The sequence below is a fragment of the Desulfoscipio gibsoniae DSM 7213 genome, assembly GCF_000233715.2.
GTDB classification, from domain to species: Bacteria; Bacillota; Desulfotomaculia; order Desulfotomaculales; family Desulfallaceae; genus Sporotomaculum; species Sporotomaculum gibsoniae.
The window spans coordinates 801,686-822,330 of record NC_021184.1 but is presented as its reverse complement, the minus strand read 5'-3'; the positions used below and the strand labels follow the sequence as shown (position 1 = coordinate 822,330).

Annotated in this window: 19 protein-coding genes; 4 read left to right on the top strand and 15 right to left on the bottom strand. The window is 50.9% G+C overall.

What is annotated here, in order from left to right; translation table 11 throughout:
- Nucleotides 1–11: 11 nt before the first annotated feature.
- From DESGI_RS03800 to DESGI_RS03745, 11 genes are all read right to left on the bottom strand, one after another.
- Nucleotides 12–2,435: a heavy metal translocating P-type ATPase gene (locus DESGI_RS03800; RefSeq protein ID WP_006521004.1), complete on the bottom strand. Its 2,424-nt coding sequence runs from the start codon at nt 2,433–2,435 to the stop codon at nt 12–14.
- Nucleotides 2,436–2,734: 299 nt separating this feature from the next.
- The gene (locus DESGI_RS23590; protein ID WP_006521003.1) at nt 2,735–3,922 is read right to left on the bottom strand and encodes a YbaK/EbsC family protein; all 1,188 of its coding nucleotides are present in this window, start codon (nt 3,920–3,922) and stop codon (nt 2,735–2,737) included.
- A 36-nt stretch (nt 3,923–3,958) separates the two neighbouring features.
- The gene (deoC, locus tag DESGI_RS03785) at nt 3,959–4,657 is read right to left on the bottom strand and encodes a deoxyribose-phosphate aldolase (protein WP_006521002.1); all 699 of its coding nucleotides are present in this window, start codon (nt 4,655–4,657) and stop codon (nt 3,959–3,961) included.
- A gap of 86 nt (nt 4,658–4,743) precedes the next feature.
- Nucleotides 4,744–5,199 (bottom strand): DsrE/DsrF/DrsH-like family protein, encoded by a 456-nt coding sequence (locus DESGI_RS03780; protein WP_281168111.1) that lies wholly within the window; start codon nt 5,197–5,199, stop codon nt 4,744–4,746.
- Between the two features lie 210 nt (nt 5,200–5,409).
- Nucleotides 5,410–6,366, bottom strand: a complete 957-nt coding sequence (locus DESGI_RS03775) for a (Fe-S)-binding protein (RefSeq protein WP_006521000.1) — start codon at nt 6,364–6,366, stop codon at nt 5,410–5,412.
- Nucleotides 6,367–6,379: 13 nt separating this feature from the next.
- Nucleotides 6,380–6,682: a 4Fe-4S dicluster domain-containing protein gene (locus DESGI_RS03770; RefSeq protein ID WP_006520999.1), complete on the bottom strand. Its 303-nt coding sequence runs from the start codon at nt 6,680–6,682 to the stop codon at nt 6,380–6,382.
- Nucleotides 6,683–6,925 (bottom strand): hypothetical protein, encoded by a 243-nt coding sequence (locus DESGI_RS03765; RefSeq protein WP_006520998.1) that lies wholly within the window; start codon nt 6,923–6,925, stop codon nt 6,683–6,685.
- A 137-nt stretch (nt 6,926–7,062) separates the two neighbouring features.
- On the bottom strand, nt 7,063–8,793 hold the full coding sequence (locus DESGI_RS03760) for a CoB--CoM heterodisulfide reductase iron-sulfur subunit A family protein (protein WP_006520997.1): 1,731 nt from the start codon (nt 8,791–8,793) through the stop codon (nt 7,063–7,065).
- On the bottom strand, nt 8,790–11,642 hold the full coding sequence (locus tag DESGI_RS03755; RefSeq protein ID WP_006520996.1) for an FAD-dependent oxidoreductase: 2,853 nt from the start codon (nt 11,640–11,642) through the stop codon (nt 8,790–8,792). The genes DESGI_RS03760 and DESGI_RS03755 overlap by 4 nt, the downstream gene beginning before the upstream one ends.
- Entirely contained in the window at nt 11,632–12,075 is a 444-nt protein-coding gene (locus DESGI_RS03750) for a hydrogenase iron-sulfur subunit (RefSeq protein WP_006520995.1), read from the bottom strand. The genes DESGI_RS03755 and DESGI_RS03750 overlap by 11 nt, the downstream gene beginning before the upstream one ends.
- A 2-nt stretch (nt 12,076–12,077) precedes the next feature.
- Nucleotides 12,078–12,332, bottom strand: coding sequence for a sulfurtransferase TusA family protein (locus tag DESGI_RS03745; RefSeq protein WP_006520994.1), 255 nt, complete (start codon nt 12,330–12,332; stop codon nt 12,078–12,080).
- Nucleotides 12,333–12,827: 495 nt separating this feature from the next.
- On the opposite strand from DESGI_RS03745, the gene DESGI_RS03740 reads away from it, so the two are divergent.
- Entirely contained in the window at nt 12,828–13,253 is a 426-nt protein-coding gene (locus DESGI_RS03740; protein WP_006520993.1) for a metal-sensitive transcriptional regulator, read from the top strand.
- 270 nt (nt 13,254–13,523) lie between these two features.
- Here the strand turns inward: DESGI_RS03740 and DESGI_RS03735 are convergent, their stop codons facing one another.
- From DESGI_RS03735 to DESGI_RS03715, 4 genes are all read right to left on the bottom strand, one after another.
- A complete protein-coding gene (locus tag DESGI_RS03735) occupies nt 13,524–13,841 on the bottom strand; it encodes a cupin domain-containing protein (protein WP_041284761.1) in 318 nt (105 codons plus the stop codon).
- Nucleotides 13,842–13,957: 116 nt separating this feature from the next.
- Nucleotides 13,958–14,569 (bottom strand): HPP family protein, encoded by a 612-nt coding sequence (locus tag DESGI_RS03730; protein WP_006520991.1) that lies wholly within the window; start codon nt 14,567–14,569, stop codon nt 13,958–13,960.
- Between the two features lie 448 nt (nt 14,570–15,017).
- Nucleotides 15,018–15,452, bottom strand: coding sequence for a DUF3842 family protein (locus tag DESGI_RS03725; protein ID WP_006520990.1), 435 nt, complete (start codon nt 15,450–15,452; stop codon nt 15,018–15,020).
- A gap of 878 nt (nt 15,453–16,330) precedes the next feature.
- The gene (locus DESGI_RS03715; RefSeq protein ID WP_006520988.1) at nt 16,331–16,765 is read right to left on the bottom strand and encodes a hypothetical protein; all 435 of its coding nucleotides are present in this window, start codon (nt 16,763–16,765) and stop codon (nt 16,331–16,333) included.
- 370 nt (nt 16,766–17,135) lie between these two features.
- Here DESGI_RS03715 and DESGI_RS03710 point away from each other — a divergent pair, with 370 nt between their 5' ends.
- The 3 genes from DESGI_RS03710 (at nt 17,136) to DESGI_RS03700 (ending at nt 20,633) form a co-directional block, all read left to right on the top strand.
- Nucleotides 17,136–18,512, top strand: coding sequence for an NCS2 family permease (locus tag DESGI_RS03710; protein WP_006520987.1), 1,377 nt, complete (start codon nt 17,136–17,138; stop codon nt 18,510–18,512).
- A gap of 172 nt (nt 18,513–18,684) precedes the next feature.
- Complete coding sequence (locus DESGI_RS03705; RefSeq protein WP_006520986.1) at nt 18,685–20,109, top strand: MFS transporter; 1,425 nt, start codon at nt 18,685–18,687, stop codon at nt 20,107–20,109.
- A 101-nt stretch (nt 20,110–20,210) separates the two neighbouring features.
- On the top strand, nt 20,211–20,633 hold the full coding sequence (locus DESGI_RS03700; protein ID WP_006520985.1) for a gamma-glutamylcyclotransferase family protein: 423 nt from the start codon (nt 20,211–20,213) through the stop codon (nt 20,631–20,633).
- Nucleotides 20,634–20,645 lie beyond the last annotated feature (12 nt).

Genomic DNA, 20,645 nt, shown 5'->3' with positions numbered 1-20,645 from the left:
CGGTACCTATCCTATTTGCCCGCCCGAAATTCCCGGTAAGGATCGAAACGTTTTAACCGCAGCGCGTTGGTTACCACCGACACCGAGCTGAAGGCCATGGCGGCCCCGGCCAGCACAGGTGATAGAAAGCCGGAGGCGGCTACCGGTATGCCCAGGGAGTTGTATACCAGCGCCCAGAAAAGGTTTTGCTTGATATTGCGCATTGTGCCGCGGCTCAGGCTGATGCTGGCGGCTACGTCCCGCAGGTCACCCCGCATCAATGTTATGTCCGCCGCCTCCATTGCCACGTCGGTGCCCGTGCCGATGGCAAAGCCCACATCGGCGGTGGCCAGGGCCGGGGCGTCATTAATGCCGTCCCCCACCATTCCCACTACCCGGCCCTGCTCTTTAAGCAAACTTACCTGCCGGGCCTTGTCCCGGGGCAGTACCTCGGCCAGCACGTTTTCGGGCGCAATGCCCACCTGGCGGGCAATTGCCTCGGCGGTACGCCGGTTGTCGCCGGTGATCATTATGGTTTGCACGCCCATATCCTGCAAAACCCGGATGGCCTCTGCGGAATGCTCCTTGACGGTGTCGGCCACAGCCACCATCCCGGCGGCCCGGCCGTCCACGGCCACCAGCATGGCTGTTTTGCCGCTCCCTTCCAGTTCGTCCACTTGCTTATCTAAAACACCTGTATCCACCCGGTGTTCAGCCATTAACCTGCGATTCCCTATCAACAGCGCCCGCCCGCTGACCACAGCGGTAATACCGTGACCGGGTATAGCCTCAAAACTTTGCGGTTCAACCAGGGTCAGACCCCGCTCTTTAGCTCCTCGCACAATGGCTTCCCCCAGGGGGTGTTCGGAGGCACTTTCCGCCGATGCCACCAGCTGCAGCAGTTCATTTTCGGAAAACGCGTCCCCGGCTAAAATAACGTCGGTAAGAGAAGGCTCACCCCGGGTAATGGTGCCGGTTTTGTCCAGTACCACCGTGTTGATGGCGTGGGCCTTTTCCAGGTGCTCACCGCCCTTGATTAAAATGCCGTTTTCAGCGCCCCGACCGGTGCCTACCATAATTGAAGTGGGCGTGGCCAAACCTAAAGCGCAGGGGCAGGCAATGACCAGCACAGCTATAAAGCTGATCAATGCCCGGGCCAGGTTGCCGGGATCAACGATAAAGTACCAGGCCAGAAAGGTGACCGTGGCAATGCCCACCACCACGGGCACAAAATACGCCGAAATAACGTCGGCCAGCCGCTGAATGGGTGCCTTGGAACCCTGGGCCTCTTCCACAATTTTAATAATTTGGGCCAGGGCGGTGTCCGAGCCCACCCTGGTGGCCGCGAACTTAAAAACTCCGTGCTTGTTGATGGTGCCGCCGATAACCTCGTCGCCTTCGTGCTTGTCCACCGGAATACTCTCGCCGGTAAGCATGGATTCATCTACGGACGACGCACCTTCCCGGATAACACCGTCCACGGGTATTTTTTCCCCGGGGCGCACCAGCACCACATCGCCCACCTGCACGTCCTCCACGGGAATATCGATTTCCTGCCCGTCCCGCACCACCCGGGCCGTGCGGGCCGCAAGCCCCATCAGCTTTTTAATGGCCTCGGAAGTACGCCCTTTGGCGGCCGACTCCAATAGCCGGCCCAGCAGTATCAGGGTGATGATTATAGCACCGGTTTCATAATAAACATGGCCCGGGAAAAAGAAAGTGGTGCCCACACTGTAAAAATACGCGGCGGAAGTGCCCATGGCCACCAGTACATCCATATTGGCACTGCCGTGTTTTAAAGATTTGTAAGCGCCCCGGTAAAACTGGTAACCCGCGATAAACTGCACGGGCGTAGCCAGGGCGAATTGAAACACTTTGCTGTGTAAAATCTGGGGCAGGTGAATGTTAAGCAACTCTCCGAACATCATGCTGAGCAGGGGCAGCGACAGCACCGCGGACATCACCAGCAGCATCAGCTGGCGGCGGGTTTCCCGTTCCCGCTCCAGCTTTTCCCTGTCCCCGTCAAAACGCTTGTCACCGTCCTCAGCACGGTATCCCGCGTCGGCCACGGCCTTTTTTATATCCGCCAGGCTGAGCTGGGCCGGATTGTATTCCACGGCCGCCCGTTCCATGGCCAGGTTGACGTTGGCCCGGAGCACTCCGGGAAGCCCCCCCAGAGTCCTTTCCACCCGGGCCGAGCAGGCCGCGCAGGACATGCCGCTGATCTTTAAATCCACCCGTTCGGTGGGCACCCGAAAACCAAGGTCTGCTATGGTGTGCACCAGCTGGTCGACACCCACCCGTTCCGGGTCGTAATGCACGGTAGCCTTTTCGGCAGCCAGATTAACCGCGGCGTCGTCCACCCCGTCTGTTTTTTTCAGCTGGCGCTCAATCCTGGCCGCGCAGGCCGCACACTCCATACCGTTTATTTTTAAGGTTATTTTCTTGCTGCTCATCTGGCAAAATGCCCCCAATCAGATTAGAATAACCGGAAAATCAAATTTTGTCCTTCTTAATATGGACGCGGTGCCACGCCGGCGCCCAGCTCATATTCACAAAAACTGCTTTAAGCTGTCAGTAATCTAAAAATAAATCCCCGGCACCAATTAGTTTGCCCTATTCATATTCGTATTCAATATTAAATTAGCTGTAAAAATTTAGTTATTTCAATTTTACACTAAAAATTAGCTCCAATATATTATCATATAGCAATATAAAACATTAAGCGCATTAACTTTAACTTTATTATTTATAATCAACATTCCACCACCGTGCCCAGGGTGATATCCTTTAATTTTTCAAAAGTAATGGGCAGCGCGGAATGGGCGGTGCCTGCAGCCGGGTAAATCACATCAAACCGCTGCATGGACGCATCCAGATAAATCGGCACATCTGTGGCCAGGGCAAAGGGGCATACCCCGCCCACCCGGTAGCCAGTGATTTCCTCTACCTCCTCCGGGGTAGCCATCCTGGGCTTGCCGCCCAACAGGGCTTTAACTTTTTTAGTACTTACCCGGACATCCCCCGCTACGACAAAAAGTCCGTATTGATCACCAGCCCGGAATAACAGTGTCTTGGCAATCATGCCGGGTTCCACACCAAGAGCGCGGGCCGCCTCCTCCACCGTGCTGGTGGCTTCACTAAATACCAGCGGTGCAAGGCCGGCATCAAATTCCTTTACATACCGGCGCACCCGGGCTACCGCCAAGCTATCATAGACGGCTTGCTCCCAGCCGCCATCAGTAAACCAGCGGCACAGGTCGTCCAGCATGCCGTACCAGTCGACCAGCGCCCGGTAATCAACCTGATCAGGGTTAACCAGGTAATCAGTAACCAGATAGGTTTGCATACCAACAGCAGCTGCGGCCATGTCCTTGGGAACATCGTTGCCCACCATCAGACAATCCCCGGGCGACAAGTCCAGCCGGACGGCTATTTCCAGGAAATACTCGGGGTATGGCTTGCAGTGGTGCATATCTTCATAGCTGGTTACCAGTTCCCAGGGTAAATCAGCCACCCCGGCCCAGGCCATGCGATCAAAAATAGCCGAGCGGGGAAACAGCGGGTTGGTAGCCAGTACAATGCGCAACCCCCGGTCCAGAGCCGCCTGCACTACCTGCCGGGCCAGGGGAGAGGTATCGACGGCCCTGGCCAACTTTTTGAATTCATTAGCGTAAAAATCATTCAGCCGCGGCTCCAGGGCCTCGTGGCAGTCGGCCATACGCGAACGGAAATCGTTCCAGAAAACCTCAGCATTGGTAAGTGCCGCATCGCGATTGGCCAACATAGCACCGGTGCTGTCCCAAAGAGCCTTGGAAAACCGGCCCGGGTCAACCACCGGCGCCGCGGCACGGGCTATCTCCTTAATATATTCCTTCATAAAATCTTGGGTATGTACCTGCAGTAGAGTTCCATCCAGGTCAAACAGAGCCGCCTGCAACAATTTTAAACACATCCTTTGCGACATTTTTTTCAAAAATCACTTCGCGAAAGAGCAAGCGGATTCCTTCAATTCCTGCATTATATCCACCCCGGCGCTGGCTCCTATCCGGCTGGCCCCCGCTTTGATCATGGCCAGGGCCTGCTCTGCTGTTTTTATTCCCCCGGAAGCCTTGACGCCCATCTCAGGCCCCACAGCAGCCCGCATCAGTGCCACATCCTCCACCGCAGCGCCCCCCGGGCCAAAACCGGTGCTGGTTTTGACAAACTGTGCCCCGGCCCGGGCGGCCAGCTGGCAAGCCAATATTTTTTGCTCCCGGCTCAAATAACAGGTTTCTATAATTACCTTGGTGATGGATGCAGGGTTTTGCGACCGCGACGCTTCCACCACCGCCCGGATATCCTCCAGCACAATTTCTGTATGGCGTTCCATAAGAACGCCGATATTAATAACCATATCAACTTCCAGGGCACCGTTTTGAACAGCATGGGCGGCCTCGCCGGCCTTGGCGGCGGTGGAGGTGGCACCCAGGGGAAACCCTATCACGGTACACACCGCCACACCCGAGCCCGCCAGTTGTCCGGCAGCCAGAGGCACCCAGTAGGGGTTGAAACACACAGCGGCAAAATTGTATTCCCTGGCCTCGCCACATAGTTTAATAATGTCCCCACGGGTAGCCGTAGGTTTAAGCAAAGTGTGATCAATCATACCAGCGAGTTTAGTTTTAGTTATCTCCATAATACACTGCTCCTTTACCTGTTCAACCTTATGGCGGCTGATTATACGTATTATTTATTGTACCACCGCCGCCCAAGCAGTGCTCATTAGATAAATAAATTCACATTGGCCTCGTCGGCCTCCCCCAGGTAGGTAGCCACACCGGCGAACTCCAGCCCGTCAATCAGCTCCTCTTCCCTAATGCCCATCACATCCATGGACATGGTGCAAGCAATCATTTTAATATCCTGCTCTTTGGCGGTCTGTATCAATTCGGGCAGGGTGGTGACGTTTTGCTGCTTCATCACGGTTTTCATCATCGCCGCCCCCATGCCGCCGAAATTCATTTTGGAAATACCCAGTTTGTCGGCACCCCGGGGCATCATTTTTCCGAACATCCCCTGTAAAAAGCTTTTCTTTACCTTGATGTTTTCAGGCTTGCGCAAAGCATTCAGCCCCCAGAAGGTAAAGAACATGGTCACGTCGTCGCCCATGGCTGCAGCCCCGTTGGCGATAATAAAGGCCGCCATCACTTTATCCAAATCGCCGCTGAAGACAATGATGGTTTTTTTAGTAGTATCCAGAACCGTTCACCCCTTTATATACTGAATAATGTCGGAACCCCAAACAGTTGGTCACTGTGAGCGTTATTTCCCAAACGATCGTTTTTATTTTAAATCCAGACTTTCAAATTTCAATTCTCATCTCTCAAACTTTTAAATCAACTCTCAGCTGCAAATTTTCAACTTTCAACACCCGCACCGGCTGTAGTGCTAACAATAAGCGCGTACCAGGTAGCCCGAAATGTCCTCTAACTGCACCGCTCCTCCGGCCGCCTTTTGCAGGTTTACATAGCATATGGGGCACATGGTTACCGCATTCGAAGCCACTTCTTTGAATTGCTCCACCCTTTTTTGCGCCTGGGCCCTGGCTTTTTTGGGAAACAAAGACTCCGCAGGGCCACCGCAGCACATGGTGAATTTGCCCGAATTGGCCGGTTCTTTGATAGTTACCCCGGCCCTGGCCATCAAAGTACGCTGCTCGTTTAATACATTTTCATACCGGGCATACACGCAGGAATCGTGCATCACCACATCCGTATCCAGTTTATTTCGAGGCTCCAGATTACGCTCCACAAGTACCTCCATGTAGCTTTGCACTGTTAAATCGTAACCGTTAATCATGGTGGGGTAAACCGAGCGCAGCATGTTAGTGGTATGGGGGTCGACGGTGATTATTTTTTTTACCCCGTATTTTTTAAAAGTCGCGTATACCTTTTGAGCGTGTTCCTTTAATACATGATCCATACCCAGGTCATAAATAAGCGCCCCGGAATACAATTCGTCTTCATACAAATAGCCGAATTGAACCCCCGCCTGCTTGAGCAGCCGGACAATATTAACCAGTATCTGGTTGTAGACCTGCTGCATGCTTTTGGAAGGCCTGGCCATCAAGCCGGAAACATTAATTAATTTGTTAATCCGCCGGCCCAGCCCGATAAAATTAACTAAGAAAGAATCCTCAATACCCTCCTGGGCTTTGTTCATAGCGGCAATGTAGGGGATCAGCTGGTACGTCATCCCCGTGTACAGCACGGTTTTACCGCCCCGGGGCAGTTCCAGGCCAGCGGCCCACCTGGTTGCGCTTTTGGCGGATATGGGCAGTACGGATTGCCTTAAGGCTAAATTATCCGCTAAAATTCCTATGGTATCGCCAGTTGGCAACGGCATGGCTTTACTCTCCTTAAAGTTGATAGACTTTTTTATTAATGTAATTTCTCAAAAACCGCACATTCTCCGCAATATGCACCGAAGCGGGGCAGTTTACCTCGCACATTTTACATAACAGGCAGGAATAAATCGTTTCCACATTGGCCAACACCTTGTCTTCAATACCCAGCAAAACATACCTGAACAGTTTTCTGGGCAGCAGCTCAATACCCATGTGACATACAGCGCTGCACACACCACAGTTCATACAGGCCGAGGCGTTAAATGCCTCGGATTGCTTAACCGCGCCGGCAAATTCGGGATTAACCCGGGCCATTTAATTTCCCTCCCCTGTTACAGCCTTGTATTTAAAAAAGCCGTCTTCTTCCTCTGTTTCCGCCACGTGCCCGTATTTGCGCATGCCCATCACCCAGTACATTACCTCATGGGAAGGACAACCCAGAGCTCCGGCGATTTCGGGTACCGTTTTAGGACCGTCTTGCAGTATTTTCAGTATTCTATCCCGCATGAACATCTCTTCCCGAATAACTTCCCGTAAATCTCTCACTGCACCCTGCATATTAAATAATCTCCTTTGAAGCAAGTTCTTAATTCAGGGGGAGATTCAACTCCCCCTGAATTTTAGAACTGCAAAATGCATGACTTAGTTGGCGTTGTACTCCCATTTATAGAAGTGGGAGACTTACGCCAAGTTAGTCAGGTTAAAAAGGCATCGATCATGGATTTCATTTGTTCATCCGTATAGCCTTTGAGATTAATAGCCCCGTTCGGGCACAGCGGCGCGCAGCCGCCACAGCCTTTACAAACCGCTTCGTTCACCTTTGCCACTGCCCGGCCCTGATACTGCACCTGCTCAATGGCCGAATAGGGGCAGGCATCAGCACACCCGTCGCACCACTGGCAGACATCGGGATTTACCGCAGCAATCAGGGGCTCCAATTCCACAAAGCCCTTCTTTAAAATAGAGGCACTCTGGGTCACCGCCGACAGGGCCGAGGCCACGCTTTCCGAGGAATTCTTGGGTCCCTGACAGGTGCCGCAAATAAACACGCCGTCCACCACGGTTTCCACCGGGCGCAGCTTGGGGTGTATTTCATTGAAAAATTTATCCTGCCCCAGGGGCAGCTTGAGCACATCCACCAGATTAGCGTTGCTGCGGGGTACCATGCCCGTCACCAGTACCACCACATCGGCAGGAATCTCGATTTGCTCCCCGTAGGTCAATAAATCCTTGACCTTAACCGTTAGCTTACCGTGCGCCCCCTTTTCCACCGTCGGGGGCTCCTGGTGGTCAAACCGCAGGAACACGGCACCCTTTTCCCTAGCCTGGCTGTACAGCAACTCAAACTTGCCGTAAGTACGCATATCCCTGAATAGGTGGTACTGGTGCAGACCGGGATTTTTACCGGCGGACTCAATGGAAGCATGCACCGCCGCGTTGCAGCAATAACGGGAGCAGTAGCGGTTGGGGTGTTCCCCGGACTGCTGCCGGCTGCCCACGCAGTAAACATATACCATGTCTTTGATTTCACGCCCGTGGTAAGATAACTTGCCTGCAGCACCATCCAGCAACTCCTTGTACTCCGCCAGGGTGAGCACCCCGTCAATACCGTAGCCGTATTCGCCTGCCGCAGGCTGGTAATTGTCGAAGCCCGCGGCCACGATAATGGAACCTACTTGGGTGGTTATGTCTTCCTGACTTTGGCCGCCTTTACCACCCACCCGAATTTTCACGTTAAAGTTGCCAATGCTGCCCGATTTTCCCACCAGCTCGGCACCGGTGAACAGGGTGATATTCTTTCTTTGCTTTATTTCTTCAGTCAGCTGGGCAATTAGTTTACGCCCGTTTTTACCATGGGGGTACATATTACCCAAACCTGCCACCCAACCACCAACCACAGGTTCCCGCTCAATCAACAGCACTGCCAGGCCCAGGTCCGACAGACCCACGGCTGCCCGCATACCGGCTATACCCGCACCCACCACCAGCACCTTGGGTACGGTGTCAATTTTAATAGGCTGCAGAGGTTCGGTTAACCGCGTCCGGGCAATGCCGCCCCGCACCAGGCGGATGGCTTTGGCCGTGGCCCCGGCGTAGTCATCGGTATGAGTCCAGGAACACTGCTCCCGTACATTAACCTGGGTGTACTGGTAAGGGTTTAAACCCGCCCGTTTGGCCACTTCCCGGAAGGTGAACAAGTGCAGCTTGGGGGAACAGGACGCCACCACCAGCCCATCAAGCTGCTGCTCTTGAATATCCTGCACCATCTCCTGCTGGGTGGCGTCGGAACAGGTGAACATGGCGGTTTTAGCTACCACCACACCCGGCTCGCTCTGCACAGCCTGCCGTACCTTTTCCACGTCCACGTAATCGGAGATATTTCCGCCGCAGTGACAAATATAAACGCCTATTCTACGGTCACTCATTTGCTCATCCTTGTCCTTTCCACGTAAGCTGCGGCCTGGGCCGCCGCCGCGCCGGCATGCAGTATGGAATCGGGGATGTCCCTGGCGCCGGACGCGGTCCCGGCTACAAATACGCCTTGAATACTGGTTTGGCCTGGATTGATATCTTCATTAACCTCTTTAACATAGAAGAATTCATCGCTCTCAAGCTGCTCCCCGGTAAACAGTTGCAAGGTCTCGGTATTAGGCAGCAATCCCACCGACAGCACCACTAAATCGTGTTCCGCCTGGCGCAGCTGACCGCCATTGTCGATATCTTCATAGAAAAGCACCAGATTGCCATCTTCCTTTTCCTCAATACGGCCCACACGGCCTTTAACAAAGTTGGCTCCCATAGCGCCGGCCTGCTGGTAAAATTCCTCGTATCCCTTGCTGAAGGCTCGGACGTCGATGTAGTAAACCGTCACATCCGCCAGAGGCAGCGCCCCCATAATCAGCTGGTTTTGCTTCACCGAGTACATGCAGCACACCCTGGAGCACAGCGGGTTATCCACCGTGCAATCCCGGGAGCCGGTGCACAGCACATAGGCAATGTTGTCGGGCACCTTACCGTCATAGGGCCGCAGTACGGTGTTATATGGCCGGGTAGGAGCCAGCAATCTGTCCATTTGCATGCCGCTGATCACATTTTTATACTGCCCGTAGCCATACTGGGGTTTGAGAGCGGCATCGAACAGTTTAAAGCCGGTGGACACGATAACTGATTTCGCTTCCACCTCAATATGCTCTTCCTTCATGGACATATCGATAGCCCCTGCCGGGCATACCGATATACACTGGTGGCACTCGGAGCATACGCCGCAATCCAGGCAGCGGCCCGCGCTGTAGCGGGCTTCTTCTTCGGTGAGGGGTCGTTCAACCTCGGCAAAGCCACTGACCTGCCCGGACTGCAATGGCTGCGTTTCCCGCCCGGCCACCGGGGCCAGCACACGGTAACTTTGCTGCCGGTCAAGCACTTGCTGTTTATCTATAGCAGGCAAACGGTAATCATAATCCACCCCCTGCATATCCTGGCCGTTTAGAAAACGATCGATGAAAAAGGCGGCCCGCCTGCCCTGGCCCACCGCATCCACAATCATGGAAGGCCCGGTCACCACATCCCCGCCCGCAAATACATATGGCGTTGATGTTTGCAGCGTTTCCGGATCAACAGCAATGGTGCCGTTGGGTTGCAATTTCAGGCTATCCGCCCAGCATTCGGTATCCGGTACCAGTCCCACGGCGGTAATCACCAGGTCCGCGGGCAGCCGGTGTTCGGAGCCCTTTACCGGCACCGGTTTTTTCCGGCCCCCTGCGCCGGGCTGGCTGAGCTCCATTTGAATGCACTCAATTTCGGCCAGATAGCCATTGGGGCCGATAAATTTTTGCGGGGCACTGAGGTACCGAAACTCGATACCTTCCTTTTCGGCAGCTTCAATTTCCCAGTCGTGGGCGGGCATTTCAGCCCGGCTGCGCCGGTACTGCACAATCACCTTTTGTGCACCCAGCCTAACGGCCACCCGTGCCGAATCGATGGCTACATTGCCGCCGCCCACCACTACTACGGTTTTACCCTGGAGAGATACAGCACCGGCCGGATTCTCTCGCAAGTTGACTTGGCCCGGTTTATTTTCACCCTGCTTGGCTCCAACCGAATTGGCTTCCCGCAGGTTGATTCCGCCCCAATTAACTTCGCTCAGGTTCACCTCCCTAAGGAAATCCAGCGCAGCCACCACGCCGGGCAAATCCTCTCCTTCCAGCTGGAGCCTTCTGGAGCCCGGAGTACCGGTGGCCATAAATATGGCATCAAAGCCTTGTTTTTTTAAGTCATCAAGGTTTTGCACCTTAACCCCGGTTTCAATCTCCACCCCCAGGGCGGTAACGTTTTGAATATCCCGGTCCACTACATCCTTGGGCAGCCGGTAAGCCGGTATTGCCAACCGCAGCATGCCCCCCGGCCGGGACGCCGCTTCCAGTATCTTAACCTGATAACCCCGCCGGGCCAGGTGCAGCGCCGCGGTAAGGCCCGCAGGGCCGGAGCCCACAATGGCTACTTTTTTGCCGTTATATTCCGGGGCAGAGCCAGGCTGGACACCAGATTGCTCCTGGCTAAGATGCCCCTGGCTAACGGGATGTTCTTTATAATAAGTATCCGCTATAAAACGCTTAATCTTTCTGATGGGCAGCGAGCCCTCGATGTCGCTCCGGGTGCACTGCGCTTCGCAGGGCGCGTAGCACGCCCGGCCCAGGCTGCCAACCACCGGAGTTGTTTCCAGAATCAGCTCAAAAGCCTCTTGATACTTGCCGCCCCGGGTCAGGGCCACATAACCGTGAGCCTTGATACCCGCCGGACAAGTATACGAACACGGTGAGCTGCCCGCCCGCTCAATAACCGCCTTTTTGGGCACGGCCTGGGGGAAAGCGATATAAGCCGCCCGCCGGGCCACCATGTCAAAGTTGTACTGGTCAGGCACCGCTACGTTGCAGTTCATTTCACACTGGCGGCAGCCCGTGCACAGAGTCTGGTTCACAAAGGTAGGCTTCCGGCGCACCTGCACCCTGAACGTGCCCTCCTTATCCCGCTTTATTCGTTCGACTTCCGAATATACCAATACGTCAATATTTGGATGATGCGTGGTGGCCGCCATTTTGGGGGTAGAAATACAGCTGGCGCAGTCCAACGTGGGGAACACCTTACTGAGCAGAATCATTTTACCGCCCACACTGGGTTCCTTTTCCACCACCAGCACCTTATAACCCATGTCGCCCAGCTTCAGGGCCGATTCCATGCCCCCGATGCCACTGCCGATAACGACAATATCATAGTTCATAGTTTGATCCCTTCCTGGCTGGTCCTAGTTTTTGAATAGTCTGATAAAATGTTTTAATTTGATTGGTAAACGGCTCAGCGCATACTGAACAAATAGCCGACATTTTGATCCGCTCGGGTTCATAACCGCTTTTTTTGAGTAACTCCTGGGCATTCTTGACAATACTCGAAGCCCTTTCCGAGCAGTCCGGCAGGTAGGCGCATTCTTCACCGTCGGCGGCAATGAAAATACCGTCAAAACCTTTTTCCACCGCGTGCAAAATCCAACCGGGCTTAATTCCGCTGGTGCAGGGCATGCTAACCACCATTACGCCGGGGGGATAGTGCATATGGGAGCTACCCGCCAGGTCAATCCCCGGGTCGGAGATATTGTTTGTGGAAAAGGCAAGGATTTTTGGTGCAAAATCCTTGCCTTCTTTGGTTGTCCCGGCCATATTTATTTCGTCCTTTTGATAAATAGTTTAATATCGCCGGCGTCTTCGCACATGCCGAGGAATTCATGCCCTGTTTTTTTGCACCAGGCCGGCAGGTCTTTCTTGGTTCCAGCGTCCGAGGCCAGTACTTCCATAACCTGGCCCACTTGCACTTCCACAATGGACTTTTTAGCCGCCAGAATCGGTCCGGGACAGGAAGTTCCTCTAGCATCCACCACCTTGTCGGATTGCATGTTTTTCAGTTCTTCAGGTGTCATCGGGCATTGCCTCCTTAATTAATTATCGTTAAATTCTGGAAGATCAGATACTGTACCAGGGTATCAAATCGAAGCTACTCATGCTACAACTATAACTATAACTATAAACATTGGTGGCATTATAACTGTAGCTTTGTCCGGGCTGTAATTACCGGGCTGTGCCCCTGCTGGAATTCGGCTTGCTCCGACTTATGTGTACCCCTACCCCCATGGGTATATTATTAAACTACTACATATTTGAGTATCCGTCAAGACCAATATTATACGAATTAATCAGTCTTAGCATTGAACAGAGTTAAAATATTGGATATAATATAAATACATACCCTGCGGGGTAAGGGTATGTATTTAAAATAAGCGCAGGAGGTCTTTAGGTACTCATCACACAATCATAGCGCTACAGCGTAATGTTATTTATTTTGCTTCGCTAACCATTAAATTGCTGTAGCGATAGAAACAATTTACTTTAATACTCTGATTAACGGAGAGGTAGACATGAAAGAAAAACAGAACTATGCACATAAAAGAACCGGCATAGACCAGTATCACAATAACCAAAGTGAGCAGGAACAGCTTAACCAGGGGGGTTATGACGGGGAAACGGCTGCCAATGGAACTTGGCCGGCTGAAACTGACCATAGCATGGTATTAGAAAGAGACCCAGCCACCATAAAGGAAGTACTCAGCAGGCTGAAAAAAATCGAAGGACAGGTACGGGGCGTGCAGAAGATGGTACAGGACTACCGCAGCTGCGGCGATATCGTCATTCAACTGGCCGCCATCAAAGCCGCCGTCAACCGGGTGGGCATTACCATGCTGGGTTGCCACCTGGCCGACCATATCAAAAACGACCTGGGAGAAGGCAGGGACATCAAGGAATCGTTAAACGAGTTTATGAATATCTTTAAAAAATTTTCTTAATTACTTTCTTTAGCAGTTTTGGGCCTGGCCTTTACGGTTCCCAAAACTACCCCAAGGGGAACAGACCGTGCGAGAGCTGCAGTCAAAGATAACGAATCCAGTGGCATGCAAGTCGCCTATCAACAATTAGACAGTTCGAGTGATTAGCATATCGAAATAAGACAAATGAAACGTCCCCCTGTCGCCCCCTCTGTCTGCTAAGCAAGGAAAACCGCGCAATCTGGTTACCAGATTAGCGCGGCTATTCTGAGGTACTGCGGTTGGCAAGCTTTATGCAGTGGGCAGTTTCCACACCAATACGTGAAATTCTTGGTCTTCGGCAGCTTTTAGTCCATGCGGGATTCCTTTAGGGCTATAAACAAGCTCATCTTTTTTTACCCGGGATTCTTCATCTCCAATCATAACCGTTCCCTCACCGTTTACCACATAAAAGACTACATTTTGGGGAGTGGTATGCATTTCCAACATTTCACCCGGTTTAAAAAGCAAATTCATTAACACCAGACCATCCATATCCAAAAGTTTTCTCACGGTTATACCCTTCGGGTTTTTAAAAGTAGGCAGCTCGCCCATTTTAATTATTTCCATAACATTAACACCCCTTTATATTAAATTTCCAACCAGTAGGATCCCTGCAGGACCATTTTGTAACATCATCCAGTAAGGTATGTAGTACAACCTGGTTATTAATATGTTATGTTTTATTAGTACCAATAATCCGGGTATTTTCGCTCACCGGACAAGTTATTCACCAGCAAGGCAATGCATATTAAACAAAGGGCGCCAACCCCAACGGGGGACATAATAAATCCAAAATCCTGCCCGGTATAGACAGCCAGGAAAGCGGTAGCTCCTCCGGGCGGGTGCAGTGTATATGTTACCGTCATGGCCATAATGGCCAACGTCACCCCCAGAGCAATGGTCCACCAGGCATCGCCAAACATTTGATAGACCAGCACGCCCATAAATGCCGATATTAGATGACCGCCGATGACATTTCTGGGCTGGGCCATAGGCACGTGGCAGGCAGCGTATAATAGTACGGCTGAGGCCCCAAAAGAAGGCAGCAGAAGCGATAATTTGTAAATATCCGATAATGCAGCCACTAACCCTATCCCCACAAAACTGCCCAGCGCAGTACACAACAAACCGGACAAGGACATTTTAGGCAAGCTTGCACACTTGCCGCCTTTCATTTTACACAGATAAGTAAAAAGTTTTCCTTCAACATCAGACTGAGCTACCCGGCCATCCTGCTTAACGATATCCCGCATAAACCTTATCACCCCCGAAAATAAATCTATTACAACCAGCATTGGGAACTCCCGCCTATACAGGCGAGAGAAGCCTTATTAAGCTGATCATAACTAAATATGGCAGCAATTGCTGTCATACACCGCACAAAACCGCTGTGATAAGTATCACACTGCAATGGCCTGTCGCCTGGTAACATGCAGGAAAGCAAGAAATACATATAAAAAAAGAAAGGTGAATGGGATAGCTCAGATTGGCCGTCCCCATTCACCCATCGAAAGGAGTGTCTTCCACCGATGGCGCACGTCAAATCCAGCGGTGGAAATATGTTAAGGAGGTCAAAGGCTCCTGCCAAGGTAAAGCCTTTGCCAAAAATTAAAAGCCATGAAAGCGCTCATCTGCTTTTCGCAGATACAATACCTTCATGGCATCTTCAACTGTTTCAAGTGCGGCATTTTTATCGTATATATTATTCATCTTCCAGCTTGCTTAATTACAGCATCTAAATGATTACAGCTCCAAATACTCGCGCACTTTTTGCACCAGCATATCCACCAGATGCGGAAGAGGCTCATTTATGCTGCCTACCAGCTCCACCCCGGTCCGGTTCAAATGTAAAACATATTTGGGGGCCGGAGACAGGGCCACTGCTTCAGCAGCAGCTGTGGTCATTTCCCCGCCAAAACCGAAGGGCATAATCATGCCCACTGTACCGGCAAACAAATCAACTCGCGGCGCGTTGAAAACAATAGCGTTCTCGCCGCTGGCCGCTTCGTTGGCTCCGCCTTTGAGCATGCGGCTTGCCGCAAGGGCATTGGTACCCAGAGCGATAATCTCTACCTTGCCGGCGGGCAGCGCCATAGCCAATTTTTCCACTATTTGCGATCCAATACCGCCCCCCTGGCCATCAATAACAGCAATGCGAAACAATTTATTTTTAAGCATTTTACATACCTCACGTTAAATTACATCGAGTTCATACTAAGAAATTGTACTAAGATTGTTTATTTCACCGCTGCTAAGTTGATAGGGACTTAATAACCGCCAAACAACCGCCAAAAAAATAAAAAACCATGTGATAATGCCTTCACTTCCTGTGATGCATAACCTCCATGGTTATTATTCAAGTATTTAATCTATATTAAAATACCACATTATTAGTTAAAAGTAAAACAATTTTTAAAAGACTTAGACATTAATTCTTGGTACTGTCTGGCCACCATCACCTGCTGGGCAGTTTACTACCGGCCAAAACCGGACCGTCCTCAATCCCCTGTCATATTAACTATTTCGATGAAAAAATGCATATAAGATGAATATAAAATACATTCAAAAAATATAAACATCTGTATTTTGTATACAAAAAACTTGTAGACAAACAACATCACTAGTATAATTTACTCAGACAAAATTTGATGGTCAAAAGAAGGTGATGCTCATGTCAAGACGAATTATTAATGCTCCTTGCGAAAATTGTCACTACAAAAATGGAATAGAATGTTTCAACGTCCTCGCTATGATAAAGACTGCTCGCGCTATGGAAATGGAGCTTTACAACCACGGTGTAGAGAGCTTGGTACCTAATTTCACTATACCTTGCGAAAATTACGCTTCCGAAAAAGTATTGATGCACCCTAAGCTAAAGAAAAAGATTGTTTAAATTAAGTAAAATTATAATATACGGGCGAACCACATGGTTCGCCCGTATTTATTTAAGTTACCTGCTTGGGAAAGCAAAGGGTACGGTTCTCTTGCTTCCCCCGCGAGAACCGCCCCGTGCTTCCCTTGCTGCTTATTACAGTCAACAAGTCAACTGGGTATAGTTACCTAACATCATAATAGTATTGAATATTACCGTTTTTGTCGTAATAACGATACCATTCACCTTCACGATCAGGGTCAATGTAGACATATTGGTTTCGGCCGTTATCGTCCTTGTAGTAGTACCAGTCACCATCGTTATCCCAATCATAGTAATAATGCGCTTTGCCATTAGCATCGTTGTAACGATACAAACTGCCGCCGCGGGAATAACCATAACCCCAGTCGTGAGCATTGAAGTGACCATCGTTAGAAATACCTTTAACTATCACCGGGCCGTCAAATCCGGACCAGTAATGACCATGCTGGCCATTGCTAACCCAGCCACTGCCGCCGTTATTAAAATAGGTCACATATCCGCTGGAGTGGGCAAAAGCCGCAGAAGCCATTGTCAGCGATAGCAGTAAAGCCACAACCAGCACAACTGTTTTACGCAAAATAATACAACTCCTTTCTGTCACTACCATGATGTCTTAATATATTGTAAGACAACAATATATCTTTAGACAAGCAAATTACCAGTTAATTGGTAATGCATGTTCTTGCATAAAAGACTAGCCCTGCTAAGCAATCCTTAAATAAGCACCAACCAATCGCAAAACCGAACTAACATATGCGGCAACACCTGCCGTGGCATACCTGATTTATTAGTGTAACAGCGCTATCATTCCTCCGGAATAATGGGATAATTTTTAGGAAGAATAAAGTAAAAGCTCGGGCTAATGAATAGCAGCAATACAAATAATGCTCATACTGCACACCCGGGCACATTACCGCGTGATCATAAATTATACCGGGGGAACAAGCATGCTGGAGAAATTGTTTAAACTAAAAGAACACGATACCAACACCCGCACGGAAATAATCGCCGGTTTAACAACCTTTATGACCATGGCCTACATACTGTTCCTTAACCCCAATATACTGGCCGCCACGGGCATGGACAAAAACGCGGTGTTTTTCGCCACCGCCGTGGCCGCCGGGGTGGTAACCATCGCCATGGGGCTGCTTGTCAACTTCCCCATTGCCCTGGCCCCGGGTATGGGACTCAACGCTTACTTTGCCACCGTGGCCGCCCAACACGTAGGCATCCCCTGGCCCATCGCCCTTGGTGCGGTATTCATATCAGGCCTATTGTTCATTATTTTAACCGTTACCCAAATTCGCCAGCTGCTGGTGGTAGCCATACCCCAATCAATGAAAAACGCCATCATTGTGGGTATTGGCCTGTTCATTACCATGCTGGGTTTGAAAATGGCTGAATTCATGGTTATTCAGGCCGGGCCGGTGATCCCCCCCACCCTGGATGCATTGAATGAAGCCGGGGGCGTGGCCGCTTTGCGTTCTTTTGAATGGAATATCACCCTGGGCTCCTTTGGCAATAACGGCACGCTGCTGGCCCTGATCGGCCTTGCCCTATCCGCCCTCTTAATGGCCAAAAAGATTAAGGGGGCCATATTATTCGGCATCCTTATCACTACATTAATCGGCCTGCCCATGGGTGTAACCAGCATACCCACCGGCTTTCAACCCTTTGCCCTGCCCGATTTTTCCACACTGGCGGTGGGCAAGCTGGACCTGGCCGGTGCGCTGGAGATGGGTCTGTGGTCGATAATTTTCACCTTTACCTTCGTGGAATTATTTGACACCTTCGGCACACTGGTAGGCACAGCCGGAAAGGCAGGTCTGCTGGATAAAAACGGGCAGTCACCCCGGCTGGGCCGGGCTATGCTGGTTGATGCCTGCGGTGTATCCTTCGGCGCACTTATGGGCACCAGCTCTGTAACCGCTTATGTGGAAAGTACGGCCGGCGTTGCCGAAGGCGGGCGCACCGGCCTCACCGCTGTCACCACAGGCGTACTATTTCTGCTGGCATTGGTGCTGGCCCCGCTGGCCGGGCTAATACCCGGGGTGGCCACAGCCCCGGCGCTAATCATCGTTGGCTTGCTGATGGCCCAGTCTATGAAAAATATTGACTTTATCGATTTTACCGAAGGCCTGCCTGCGTTTTTAACCATCGTGCTCATGCCCTTTACCGGCAGTATTGCCAACGGCATTGCTGCCGGCATAGTATTTTATACCTTGCTCAAAGCAGTCAGCGGCCGCACCCGGGAGGTTCACTGGCTGATGTGGCTGCTCAGTATATTGATATTAGCACGTTACCTGTTTCTGGCAGGACACTGAGACAACCGCTACCCACAACCGCATCCTGGAAATTAAAAATCTCCATCAACCGGCCTGAGGAACAAACACCGCACCGCTTTACAGGTTATAAGTTTAGTTATAAAGTAATGGTGTAGCCAATTATATTCATCCCAGGCTCGTTAGGCTCGTTATTAACCGGAGGTGTTGGAATTTGACCCAGGATGCGCAATTTAAAAGGCATACCCTGATTACCATTACCATGGCATCATTTTTAACACCCTTCATGGGCAGCGCCGTAAATTTGGCCATACCTTCCATCGGTGAACAGTTCAACGCCGGCGCCATGCACTTAAGCTGGGTGGTCACCAGTTACATACTGGCTTCGGCGGCCTTTCTGGTGCCCTTCGGCAGATTTGCGGACATTGTGGGCCGGAAAAAAGTATTCATTGCCGGCATGATCTTTTTCACATTGTCTTCTCTGTTATGTGGCCTGGCCGCATCAGTTGAAATGCTTATTGCCTTCAGGTTATTGCAGGGCATCGGCAGCGCCATGGTTTTCGGCACCGCCATGGCTATACTGACCTCGGTGTTCCCCCCCCAGGAAAGGGGCAAAATACTGGGCATCAATGTAGCCACGGTTTATACCGGCCTCTCCCTGGGTCCCGTGCTAGGCGGTACTTTAAACCATAATTTGGGCTGGCCATCTATTTTTTATCTCTGTGTACTAATTGGTTTAGCCGTTATTATTATGAGCCTAACCAAACTCAAAGGAGAATGGGCGGGCGCCAGGGGAGAAAGCTATGACATTACCGGAGCGGTCCTTTACTCAGTTGGTCTGGTGGCCTTTATGTACGGCATATCCAGCATCACCACCGCAACCTGGTCTGGTTACCTGCTTATCGCCGGCCTTATCATACTGGCTATTTTCATCTGGCATGAAATGAAAACCGAGTTCCCGGTACTCAATATAAAGCTGTTTAGTCGAAATATCACCTTTACTTTTTCCAATCTGGCGGCACTCATTAACTATAGCGCCACCTCTGCTGTGGGTTTTTTACTTTCCCTTTATCTACAGGTAGTCATGGGCTACAATTCCCAGCAGGCCGGCTTTATTTTATTGTCCCAGCCTGTGCTCATGGCGCTATTATCACCCTTTGCGGGTAAGCTGTCCGACCGGGTACAGCCCAGGGTGGTGGCCTCATGGGGTATGACTTTGACCACTTTGGGATTGTTTATTTTTGTTTTTTTAACCGAGCAAACCCCCATCTGGTTTGTGCTTATAAACCTGGCCCTTTTGGGAATAGGCTTTGCCCTGTTCTCCTCGCCCAACAGCAATGCCATCATGGGCTCGGTGGAAAAGAAATTTTACGGCATCGCCTCATCCACCCTGGGCACCATGCGTTTAACCGGGCAGGCCATCAGCATGGCCATAGCCACATTAATTATGGCCATGTTTATTGGTCATGTGGAACTTAACCAAGCCGACGTAAGCCTGCTCACCAAGAGCATTAAAACAGCCTTTATTGTTTTCGCCGCCACCTGTTTGGCCGGCATATTCGCATCTCTGGCCCGGGGCAATATCAGTACCGGCAACCAATTTAAAAACAAACCTGGCGGCATATCCAACAGTAAATAAAAAAAGTCCGGGTTTTTTTAAAATATTCTTACAATAATAAAGGAAATTCCCTTGTTAAACAGAAAGTATTATTCAAACCCTATACAAAGGTGGTGGCGCTTGTGTATTTAAATAGATTGTTCGTGTACGGCACCCTGCTCCCGGGCCTGGCCAATTATGATCGTTATTTAAAGTCGTGTAAACCTAAAACCTTTCCGGCCAAGGCTAAAGGAGTGATGTATCACCTGCTGCAGGACGGCTATCCGATAGTACAGGATGGCGAAGGGGAAGTAAAGGGAGTAATTTTTGAATCACCCGAGCTGCTGGTAATTTTGCCGGAAATCGATGAAATCCATAAGTTTACAGGCGTTGAAAGCCAAAGTGACCTGATAAGGGAAATCAGGGATGTTACAAATTTGGAAACCGGTGAAACGGTCAAGGCTCATATGTATTTATGGCCGCCCACCAAAGCCCACTGGCTGGAGGAAAGCGCGGAAGTAATTGAGCATGGCGACTGGCTGAAATTTTTGCATCAAAAAAATTAAACCCCGTGCGAC

Coding starts and splice junctions, on each gene's coding strand:
- DESGI_RS03800 (WP_006521004.1), bottom strand. CDS start 2,435: ATGAGCAGCAAGAAAATAACCTTAAAAATAAACGGTATGGAGTGTGCG.
- deoC (WP_006521002.1), bottom strand. CDS start 4,657: ATGGAGATAACTAAAACTAAACTCGCTGGTATGATTGATCACACTTTG.
- DESGI_RS03775 (WP_006521000.1), bottom strand. CDS start 6,366: ATGCCGTTGCCAACTGGCGATACCATAGGAATTTTAGCGGATAATTTA.
- DESGI_RS03770 (WP_006520999.1), bottom strand. CDS start 6,682: ATGGCCCGGGTTAATCCCGAATTTGCCGGCGCGGTTAAGCAATCCGAG.
- DESGI_RS03765 (WP_006520998.1), bottom strand. CDS start 6,925: ATGCAGGGTGCAGTGAGAGATTTACGGGAAGTTATTCGGGAAGAGATG.
- DESGI_RS03760 (WP_006520997.1), bottom strand. CDS start 8,793: ATGAGTGACCGTAGAATAGGCGTTTATATTTGTCACTGCGGCGGAAAT.
- DESGI_RS03755 (WP_006520996.1), bottom strand. CDS start 11,642: ATGAACTATGATATTGTCGTTATCGGCAGTGGCATCGGGGGCATGGAA.
- DESGI_RS03750 (WP_006520995.1), bottom strand. CDS start 12,075: ATGGCCGGGACAACCAAAGAAGGCAAGGATTTTGCACCAAAAATCCTT.
- DESGI_RS03745 (WP_006520994.1), bottom strand. CDS start 12,332: ATGACACCTGAAGAACTGAAAAACATGCAATCCGACAAGGTGGTGGAT.
- DESGI_RS03740 (WP_006520993.1), top strand. CDS start 12,828: ATGAAAGAAAAACAGAACTATGCACATAAAAGAACCGGCATAGACCAG.
- DESGI_RS03735 (WP_041284761.1), bottom strand. CDS start 13,841: ATGGAAATAATTAAAATGGGCGAGCTGCCTACTTTTAAAAACCCGAAG.
- DESGI_RS03730 (WP_006520991.1), bottom strand. CDS start 14,569: ATGCTGGTTGTAATAGATTTATTTTCGGGGGTGATAAGGTTTATGCGG.
- DESGI_RS03725 (WP_006520990.1), bottom strand. CDS start 15,452: ATGCTTAAAAATAAATTGTTTCGCATTGCTGTTATTGATGGCCAGGGG.
- DESGI_RS03710 (WP_006520987.1), top strand. CDS start 17,136: ATGCTGGAGAAATTGTTTAAACTAAAAGAACACGATACCAACACCCGC.